This window comes from Streptomyces sp. XM83C (assembly GCF_023072675.1).
GTDB lineage: Bacteria > Actinomycetota > Actinomycetes > Streptomycetales > Streptomycetaceae > Streptomyces > Streptomyces thermocoprophilus.
Window position 1 is genome coordinate 1 of record NZ_JALLGL010000250.1, and the last position, 9,244, is coordinate 9,244.

At 71.4% G+C, this 9,244-nt stretch carries 9 protein-coding genes; 5 read left to right on the forward strand and 4 right to left on the reverse strand.

The features are described 5' to 3' along the window. Positions 1–37: 37 nt before the first annotated feature. Positions 38–799 (reverse strand): SDR family oxidoreductase, encoded by a 762-nt coding sequence (locus MTQ10_RS23265; RefSeq protein WP_247472042.1) that lies wholly within the window; start codon positions 797–799, stop codon positions 38–40. A gap of 148 nt (positions 800–947) precedes the next feature. Here MTQ10_RS23265 and MTQ10_RS23270 point away from each other — a divergent pair, with 148 nt between their 5' ends. Next, complete coding sequence (locus MTQ10_RS23270) at positions 948–1,796, forward strand: helix-turn-helix transcriptional regulator (protein WP_247472043.1); 849 nt, start codon at positions 948–950, stop codon at positions 1,794–1,796. A gap of 376 nt (positions 1,797–2,172) precedes the next feature. On the opposite strand, the gene MTQ10_RS23275 is transcribed toward MTQ10_RS23270, so the two are convergent. Beyond that, positions 2,173–3,561, reverse strand: a complete 1,389-nt coding sequence (locus tag MTQ10_RS23275; protein ID WP_247472045.1) for a cystathionine beta-synthase — start codon at positions 3,559–3,561, stop codon at positions 2,173–2,175. A gap of 159 nt (positions 3,562–3,720) precedes the next feature. Here MTQ10_RS23275 and MTQ10_RS23280 point away from each other — a divergent pair, with 159 nt between their 5' ends. The 3 genes from MTQ10_RS23280 to MTQ10_RS23290 all read left to right on the forward strand — a co-directional run bounded on the left by MTQ10_RS23280 (position 3,721) and on the right by MTQ10_RS23290 (position 7,285). Then, positions 3,721–4,740 carry an SGNH/GDSL hydrolase family protein gene (locus tag MTQ10_RS23280; RefSeq protein ID WP_247472047.1) on the forward strand — a complete coding sequence of 340 codons (1,020 nt, stop codon included), beginning with the start codon at positions 3,721–3,723 and terminating at the stop codon, positions 4,738–4,740. 252 nt (positions 4,741–4,992) lie between these two features. Next, positions 4,993–6,213, forward strand: coding sequence for an acetyl-CoA C-acetyltransferase (locus tag MTQ10_RS23285; protein WP_247472048.1), 1,221 nt, complete (start codon positions 4,993–4,995; stop codon positions 6,211–6,213). Between the two features lie 292 nt (positions 6,214–6,505). Continuing rightward, positions 6,506–7,285 (forward strand): hypothetical protein, encoded by a 780-nt coding sequence (locus tag MTQ10_RS23290; RefSeq protein WP_247472054.1) that lies wholly within the window; start codon positions 6,506–6,508, stop codon positions 7,283–7,285. A gap of 19 nt (positions 7,286–7,304) precedes the next feature. Here MTQ10_RS23290 and MTQ10_RS23295 read toward each other — a convergent pair whose 3' ends face one another. Next, the gene (locus MTQ10_RS23295) at positions 7,305–7,616 is read right to left on the reverse strand and encodes a hypothetical protein (protein ID WP_247472056.1); all 312 of its coding nucleotides are present in this window, start codon (positions 7,614–7,616) and stop codon (positions 7,305–7,307) included. A gap of 103 nt (positions 7,617–7,719) precedes the next feature. Here MTQ10_RS23295 and MTQ10_RS23300 point away from each other — a divergent pair, with 103 nt between their 5' ends. Beyond that, positions 7,720–7,947, forward strand: coding sequence for a DUF4287 domain-containing protein (locus tag MTQ10_RS23300; protein ID WP_247472060.1), 228 nt, complete (start codon positions 7,720–7,722; stop codon positions 7,945–7,947). Between the two features lie 78 nt (positions 7,948–8,025). Here MTQ10_RS23300 and MTQ10_RS23305 read toward each other — a convergent pair whose 3' ends face one another. Further along, positions 8,026–8,937 (reverse strand): Bax inhibitor-1/YccA family protein, encoded by a 912-nt coding sequence (locus tag MTQ10_RS23305; RefSeq protein WP_247472058.1) that lies wholly within the window; start codon positions 8,935–8,937, stop codon positions 8,026–8,028. Positions 8,938–9,244 lie beyond the last annotated feature (307 nt).

The following is a 9,244-nucleotide window of genomic DNA, read 5'->3' on the forward strand; positions in this document are numbered from 1 at the left end:
GGTCCACGCGTCCCGGTCCCCGGCCTCCCGTCGCCCCTCACGCCTGCCGCGTCGGCAGCGCCATGACCTGCCGCAGGTTCACATGCCGGGGCCGGCTGGTGACATAGGCGACGAGGTCGGCGATGTCGGTGGCCGCGAGGGTGCCGAACCTGTCGGCCATGCCGTCCAGCTGCGTGGCCAGCTCGGGGCTGTCCATGTGGTCCTTCAGCTCGGTCGAGGTCAGCCCCGGCTCGATGTTGGTGACCCGCACGTCCTTCGGGCCCAGCTCGGACCGCAGCAAGGCCGACAGATGGGTGATGGCGGCCTTGGTCGCGCCGTACACCGCGTAGTTCGGGAAGATGTCGTGCGCGCCGACGGAGGAGATGTTCACCAGGTCGGCCGTGCCGCCCTCCGCGGCCGTCGCCGACAGGTCGCCGACGAAGGCGCGGATGACGTGCAGGGCGCCGAGGACGTTGGTGTCGAGCATCCGCTGCCACTCGTCGACCCGGCCGTCCTCGATCGGGTTGGGCAGCATGACGCCCGCGTTGTTGACGACGAGATCGACACGGCCGTACGTCTCGCGCACGGCCGCCGCCGCACGGCCGACGGACGCGCTGTCGGTGACATCGGCGGCCACGGCGAGGGCCTGCCCGCCGTCGGCGCGGATCTTCCGCGCGATCTCCTCCAGCCGCTCCGCCCGCCGCGCGAGCAGCACGACGCGGACGCCCTGCTCGGCGAGCGTCAGGGCGACGGCCTCACCGATGCCGCTGGCGGCGCCGGTGACGAGGGCGGTACGGCCGGAAAGGTTCTCGTAGGACACGGTGGCTCCCAGTGGGTCACGGCCGGGGCGGTCTCCCCGGCGGCACGCACCACCCTCGCCGTGCCCGGCCGCCGTACCCAGGGACCGAGTTTTCCTGGGTCTGCCAGTGCCAGGTTCCGACACGGCCCACTGCCCTAGGCTCCACCTCATGGACGGGGACTCGACGACATCGGATGTGGGCGCGTTTCTGCGCTCGCGCCGCGCCCGGATACGGCCCGAGGAGGTGGGGCTGCCCTCGCACGGGCGGCGCCGCGTCCCCGGTCTGCGCCGGGAGGAGGTGGCGCAGCTGGCCGGGGTCAGCGTCGACTACTACATCCGGCTGGAGCAGGGCCGCGGCCAGAGCGTGTCCGACGCCGTGCTGGACTCCGTCGCTCGGGTGCTGCGCCTCGACGAGACCGAGTCGGCGTATCTGCGCACCGTCGCCCGGCCCCGCCGGCGCCGCCGGAGCGGCAGTACCGGCCGCGCCACGGCCCGCGTCCGGCCGGGGGTACGGCTGCTGCTGGACGGCATGGAGCGCATGCCCGCCTTCGTGCTGGGCCGCGGCATGGACGTACTGGCCTGGAACGCCCTCGGGGACGCGGTCGCCGGCTTCAACCGGATGGCGCCCGCCGACCGCAACATACCCCGGCACGTCTTCCTCGACCCGGCCGCGCGCGAGCTGTACCCGGAGTGGGCCGCGGTCGCCGCGCAGACCGTCGCCCATCTGCGGATCGACGCGGGCCGCCACCCCGACGACCCGGCGCTGTGCGCACTGGTCGGCGAGCTGTCCCTGAAGAGCGAGGACTTCCGCCGTCTGTGGGCCGACCACCAGGTCAAGGAGTGCATGTACGGGGTGAAACGCGTCCGGCACCCGGTGGCCGGGCTGCTGACCCTGCCGTTCGAGACCCTGTCGGTGCCGGCGGACCCGGAGCAGACCATCGTGGTGTACACGCCCGAGCCGGGCACGGAGACGGCGGAACGGCTGGCCCTGCTGGGCAGTTGGGCGTCCGCGGTCTGACCCGCAGCGCGCGGGCCACCCGCCGGGGGCGAAAGAACGGGGAGGGATTTTGCGCGGGGACCGCCGCACCCCCATCGCTGGGGGGCGGGACGACGGCGGTCCCCGCGAGGGACGCGGGCCGGGCACAGCCGGGGCGCGTCCATGGCGTCCGTGGAGGTCCGGGAGCCGCTCCGGAGGTCCGTGACGCCGTTTCGGTGCCGGCCGGGACGGGGAGCCGCTCCCGTCCTGCCGACAACCACTACTGTGCCGGAGCCGTGTTAAGCGGGTGCTGCGACGACGTGACGTGCTCGTACCACTTCGGCGAGAACCCGCAGACCGCCGCTCACCGGGCGTTCGCCCAGGCCACGGGCCCGAGCGCGGCCACAGAGGCCGGCGGCTACTTGCCGGACTTGGCGAGGAACGCGAGCAGGTCCTGACGGCTGACCACACCGGTCGGCTTGCCCTCGACGAGGACGATCGCCGCGTCGGCCTGCCCCAGCACGCTCATCAGGTCGGCGACCGGCTCACCGGAACCGACCTGCGGCAGCGGCGCCGACATGTGCTTCTCCAGCGGGTCCTCCAGCGAGGCGCGCTTGCTGAACAGGGCGTCCAGCAGCTCCCGTTCGACGACCGAGCCGACGACCTCGGCGGCCATGACGTCCGGATGGCCCGCGCCCGGCTTGACCACGGGCATCTGCGAGACGCCGTACTCGCGCAGCACCTCGATGGCCTGGCCGACGGTCTCGTCCGGGTGCATGTGCACCAGGGACGGGATGGCGCCGTGCTCCTTGTCGTTGAGGACGTCGGCGACGCGGGCGCTCGGGCCCTCGTCCTCCAGGAAGCCGTAGTCGGCCATCCACTCGTCGTTGAAGATCTTCGAGAGGTAGCCGCGCCCGCTGTCCGGCAGCAGTACGACGACGACGTCGTCCTCGGTGAGCCGCTCGGCGACCTTCAGCGCGGCGACGACCGCCATGCCGCAGGAGCCGCCGACGAGCAGGCCCTCCTCCTTGGCGAGACGGCGGGTCATCTGGAAGGAGTCCTTGTCGGACACGGCGACGATCTCGTCCGCGACGGTGCGGTCGTAGGCGGTCGGCCAGAAGTCCTCACCGACGCCCTCCACGAGGTACGGCCGCCCGGAGCCGCCCGAGTACACCGAGCCCTCCGGGTCCGCGCCGATCACCTTGACCTTGCCGCCGGAGGCCTCCTTCAGATAGCGGCCCGTGCCGGAGATCGTGCCGCCGGTGCCGACGCCCGCGACGAAGTGGGTGATCTTCCCCTCCGTCTGCTCCCACAGCTCGGGGCCGGTGGAGTGGTAGTGGGACAGCGGGTTGTTCGGGTTGGAGTACTGGTCCGGCTTCCACGCGCCGGGCGTCTCACGGACGAGGCGGTCGGAGACGTTGTAGTACGAGTCCGGGTGCTCCGGGGCGACGGCCGTCGGGCAGACGACCACCTCGGCGCCGTACGCGCGCAGCACGTTGATCTTGTCGGTGCTCACCTTGTCCGGGCAGACGAAGATGCACTTGTAGCCCTTCTGCTGGGCCACGATGGCGAGCCCCACGCCGGTGTTGCCGCTGGTCGGCTCGACGATCGTGCCGCCCGGCTTCAGCTCCCCGCTCTGCTCGGCCGCCTCGATCATGCGCAGGGCGATGCGGTCCTTCACGGAACCGCCCGGGTTGAAGTACTCCACCTTGGCCAGGACGGTCGCCTTGATGCCCTTGGTCACGCTGTTGAGCCTCACCAGCGGGGTGTTGCCGACGAGACTGATCATCGAGTCGTGGAATTGCACCGTTGTCTCCGGATGCTGCAAAAGATGTGGTCGTGATGGTCCCGCCAGCCTATGGCCTGTGGGCGACCCATGACGGTCGATCACTCCGCGTGGAGATTGGGCGACGGTGCGTACGGGGCAAGGAGAGGGTGTACGGCTACGAGGAGGTGGCGGCGACGCATGACCGGCATGTCGAGGGCGCGAGTGGCCCGGCGCATCGCGGCGGGCGCCGCGTACGGCGGCGGCGGGATCGGGCTGGCCGGCGCGGCGGCCATGGGCCTGCTGCTGGCCGAGGCGCATCTGGCCCGGCGGCACGTGGGCAACGGCGCCACCCCGCACGTGCCCAACGCCGAGGGGCGGTACGGCCATGGGTACGACACCCCCGGTGCGTCCCCGCTGCGGCTGACCATGCTCGGCGACTCCACGGCCGCCGGGCAGGGCGTGCACCGCGCCGGGCAGACGCCGGGCGCGCTGCTCGCCTCCGGTCTGGCGGCGGTGGCCGAGCGGCCCGTGGAGCTGCGCAACGTCGCCCTGCCGGGCGCCCGCTCCGACGACCTGGAACGCCAGGTGACGCTGGCGCTGGCCGACACGACGCGGCTGCCGGACATCTGCGTGATCATCGTCGGCGCCAACGATGTGACCCACCGGGTGCCGCCGACCCGGTCGGTGCGCTGCCTGTCCGCGGCGGTACGGCGGCTGCGGACGGCCGGTGCGGAGGTGGTGGTCGGGACGTGTCCCGACCTCGGCACGATCGAGCCGGTGCAGCAGCCGCTGCGGTGGCTGGCCCGGCGGGCGTCGCGGCAGTTGGCGGCGGCGCAGACGATCGGCGTGGTCGAGCAGGGCGGGCGGACCGTGTCGCTGGGCGATCTGCTCGGCCCCGAGTTCGCGGCGAACCCGCGGGAGCTGTTCGGGCCGGACCACTACCACCCGTCCGCCGAGGGCTATGCGACGGCGGCGATGGCGGTGCTGCCGACGGTGTGCGCGGCGCTCGGGCTGTGGCCGGAGGAGGAGCGGCCCGACGTCACGCGGCGCGAGGGGTTCCTGCCGGTGGCCAAGGCGGCGGCGGAGGCGGCGTCCGAGGCGGGCACGGAGGTCACGGCCGCGATGCCGACGGGGCCGCGGGGGCCGTGGGCACTGCTGAAGCGCCGGCGGCGTCGGCGCCTGCCGGAAACGGAACCGGAGGGCGCGACGCGCAGGTGACCCGTGCCGGGGAGGTGACCTTGCAGCGACGGTGCGCCGGCCCGGGCTCGGGCGGCACCCGCGCCGGGTGCCCGGGGCGTTCGGGGGGTACCCCGGAAAAAAGGGGGGGCGTCGGGGGCACCACCCCCGACAAGAAAGCAAGCGCTTAGAAAATTGCGGTCAGGGTCACACCGTGACACCGGTGACCTGGACCATACGTACGGGTAACTTCCCAGAGGTCCGCCCGACCCTCCGGTATGCCATGGAGCCGTGATGCCCGAAGCCGTCATCGTCTCGACCGCCCGCTCCCCCATCGGCCGTGCGTTCAAGGGCTCCCTGAAGGACCTGCGCCCGGACGACCTGACCGCCACGATCATCCAGGCGGCCCTCGCCAAGGTCCCCGAGCTGGACCCGAAGGACATCGACGACCTGATGCTCGGCTGCGGCCTGCCCGGCGGCGAGCAGGGCAACAACCTCGGCCGGATCGTCGCCGTGCAGATGGGCATGGACCACCTCCCCGGCTGCACGATCACCCGCTACTGCTCGTCCTCTCTCCAGACCTCCCGTATGGCCCTGCACGCCATCAAGGCCGGCGAGGGCGACGTCTTCATCTCGGCCGGCGTGGAAATGGTCTCCCGCTACACCAAGGGCAACTCCGACAGCCTGCCGGACACGCACAACCCGCTGTTCGCCGAGGCGGAGGCCCGCACCGCGGCGGTCGCCGAGCAGGAGGGCACCACCTGGCACGACCCGCGCGAGGACGGCCTGCTGCCCGACCCGTACATCGCGATGGGCCAGACCGCGGAGAATCTGGCCCGCTGGAAGGGCGTCACCCGCCAGGAGATGGACGAGTTCGGCGTCCGTTCGCAGAACCTCGCCGAGGAAGCCATCAAGAACGGCTTCTGGGAGCGCGAGATCACCCCGGTGACCCTCCCTGACGGCACCGTCGTGTCCAAGGACGACGGACCTCGCGCCGGCGTCACCATGGAGGGCGTCTCCGCGCTCAAGCCGGTGTTCCGCCCCGACGGCCTGGTCACCGCCGGCAACTGCTGCCCCCTCAACGACGGCGCCGCCGCCGTGATCATCATGTCCGACACCAAGGCCCGCGAGCTGGGCCTGACCCCGCTCGCCCGCATCGTGTCGACCGGCGTCTCCGGTCTCTCCCCGGAGATCATGGGCCTCGGCCCGGTGGAGGCCTCCCAGCAGGCGCTGCGGCGTGCCGGCCTGACCATCGACGACATCGACCTGGTCGAGATCAACGAGGCGTTCGCCGCGCAGGTGATCCCCTCGTACCAGGACCTCGGCATCCCGCTGGAGAAGCTGAACGTGAACGGCGGCGCCATCGCCGTCGGCCACCCGTTCGGCATGACGGGCGCCCGGATCACCGGCACGCTGATCAACTCGCTGCAGTTCCACGACAAGCAGTTCGGTCTGGAGACCATGTGCGTGGGCGGCGGCCAGGGCATGGCGATGGTCATCGAGCGGCTCAGCTGACGCGTTTTCGGCTCGCTCCGTAGTCACAACAGCACCCACGGTCAACGTTCGGCCCGGAGTTCGGGAAACCCCTGGACTCCGGGCCGTTCTGTGATCCAATCTCCCCCAGGATGTGACGTATATCCCTCAGCGTGGGGTTACTCGCACATCACCGCAGGTCAACCCGTGCCCCACTGACCCCCGGGGCCAAAGTCCCCGTCCGATTCGTGACGTTACGCACTGACAGTTTGATAGTCCGCCCTTCAAGCTGATGTAGGAAGTCGGGGGTCGACTTTGAACCGGGAGTACGTCAGTGAGCGCCATGCAGATCGCGTTGCTGGTCACCACGGCCGCCACCGGCGCCGTGGGCGTCGCCGTCCTGCGCACCCTCGTGCTGCTGCGTCGCCAGGTCGCCGCGCTGCACACCCAGCTCGCCTCGAACGCCGCGCCGGCCCACGGCCTGGTACCCGCGGCCCGTACCACCGCCGACGCCGACGAGATACGCGCGGCTGTCGCGGAGGCCCTGGCCGAGGAGCGGGAGCGGGAGCTCGCCGAGGCGCGTGCCTTCTGGGCCGCCCAGGAGGCCCGTGACGCGTCGGACGCGCCGTCCCTGCTGGGTCTGGCCGACAGCGAGCTGTTCCTGCCCCGTCAGGCCGACTTCGCGGGCCTGGAGCCGGTGACCGAGCCGGGCGCCGAGGCCGACGAGTTCTCCGGGGAGTCCGCCGAGCTGGCGGCGGCCCGCCGCCGGCACCCCTCGCACCCGGACTTCGTCCCGGTGCAGTCACCGATCGTGGGCGACCATGAGCGCACCGTCGCCACGCTGGAGGAGCTGGCCGCCGGCCGGGTGGAGCTGAGCGATGTCCGCCCCGGCCCGCTGGGCACCCTCGACGTGTATGTCTTCGCCGACGGCACCACGCTGTGCATGACGCCGGGCCACCGCGAGACGGCGGAACGTCTCGCCGCCGCCCTCACCGCCGGTGAGACGCCGTATCTGCTGGGCGGGTCGGGCATCTCCGGCGCGTACACGCTGACGTTCGCATGCGGCGAGGAGAACGTGTACATCCTCGCGGACCGGGTCATAGCCAGCCTGTGACCCGCGGGCCCGCCCGGGCTCAGATCCCGGCCCGCTGCCGGGCCTCCTCCACCAGACGTACGGCCTCCTCGACCTCCGTGTCGCTGCGCAGCACGACCGCGAGATCGCGGCCCGCGACGGTCACCTGATCCGCTGCCGCGAACATCCCGGCGTCCGGCATCTCCCGCGGCTCGGCCTCCGGCGACTCCCGCGACTGGGCCCGCCGGGCCAGCTCTCTCGCCAGCTCCAGCGCCTCCGCCGCGGCCCCCCGCTGCAAGCGGCTCTGCGGTGCGGCACGCAGTCGGTCGGCGAAGTGCCCGACGGCACGGATCAACGGTGTCGTATCAACCACGCGGTGAGCGTAACGCGCCCCATCGGCACTGTTGCCAACGCGCGGACACTCAGGCACGGTGACCTGAAGGACCGGCTTACATCCCATGCGTCCGGAGGCGCCGATGTCCCACGTCCTCTCCGAGGAGACCCACCGCAATATTCTCGCTCGCATCCCCCACTGCACCGGTCGTGAGATCTCCGACTGGCTGCGCACCGTCGAAGAAGGACCCGCCCTCCGTTTCGAGGAGAAGGTCAGCTGGCTCCGTCACGAGCACAACCTGGCGTACGGGCACGCCAAGGCGATCATCCACGAGTACGAGATGAGGAGGGCCGCGCGCAAGCTCGCCTGACGCGCGCACTGACGCCGAACGCGAGAAGGGCCCCGGGTACGAGACCCGGGGCCCTTCGCATGCCGGCCGTGCGGCCGGCTAGTCGTTCTGGTTGAGGATCGCGATGAGCCTCAGGAACTCCATGTAGATCCACACCAGCGTCAGGGTGAGGCCGAACGCCGCCAGCCACGACTCCTCACGCGGGGCGCCGTAGGCGATGCCGTCCTCGACCTGCTTGAAGTCCAGGGCGAGGAAGCAGGCGCCGAGGATGATGCCGACGATGCCGAAGAAGACGCCGAGGGCGCCGCTGCGGAAGCCGAGGCCGTCACCGCCGCCGAAGACGGCGAACAGCATGTTCACCGCCATCAGCAGGACGAAGCCCAGCGCCGCCGCCATCACGAAGCCGTAGAACCGGCGGTTGACGCGGATCCAGCCCGCCTTGTACGCCACGAGCACACCGGCGAACACCGCCATCGTGCCGATCACGGCCTGCATGGCCGCGCCGTTCGCGATGTGGGTGTCGACGATGTTGGAGACGACGCCGAGGAAGACACCCTCGAAGGCGGCGTACGTGAGGATCAGCGCGGGCGACGCCTTGCGCTTGAAGGACTGGACGAACGCCAGCACCATGCCGATCAGCGCGGCACCGATGCCGATGCCGTAGGAGCGGCCGATGTTGGCCTCGTCGACCGGCAGCAGGGCCCAGGACAGCGCGGCGGCGAGGACCAGCACGCCGAGCGTGGACGCCGTGCGCAGCACGACATCGTCGATCGTCATCCGGCCCGCGGTGGTGACCGGCGCCTGCGGGGCGCCGTACTGCAGGTCCTGCTGGGCGTAAGGGTTCTGCGCGTAGGGGTTGCCGGACGGCTGGGCGTACGGATTGCCCTGCGCGTACGGGTTGCCCTGCGTGCCGACAGCGGGGCCCCCGGCCTGCGGCGCGGCGTTGAAGCCCGCGTAGCCGTTGTCGCGGCTGAACCCCCGTCGCGAGAAGACCGGGTTTCTGCTCCTCATCTCACTCCTCCATGGCCACCGTGCGCGGCCTTGGCTTCAAGAGTAATGGAAAGGCAAAGGACGGACCCTAGTACCTGAGGAGGATCTTTCCCTCGCCGTGCTGCGCAACACGCTACGCCGACCGGTGATTCCCGGCCACGGCCTTTCACTCGGTCATGACGGACCTGCAACACGCCGGGAACCCCCGTTATGTTTTCCGCGGCTCCGCAATGGGGCCGCTGGCCTCCGGGCCCGGCATGACTGTTGCCCCCTGTCGAAGGCATGACCTGGGGGGTGGTGTCACCGGGTCCGGGGGTGTTCGTCGGAG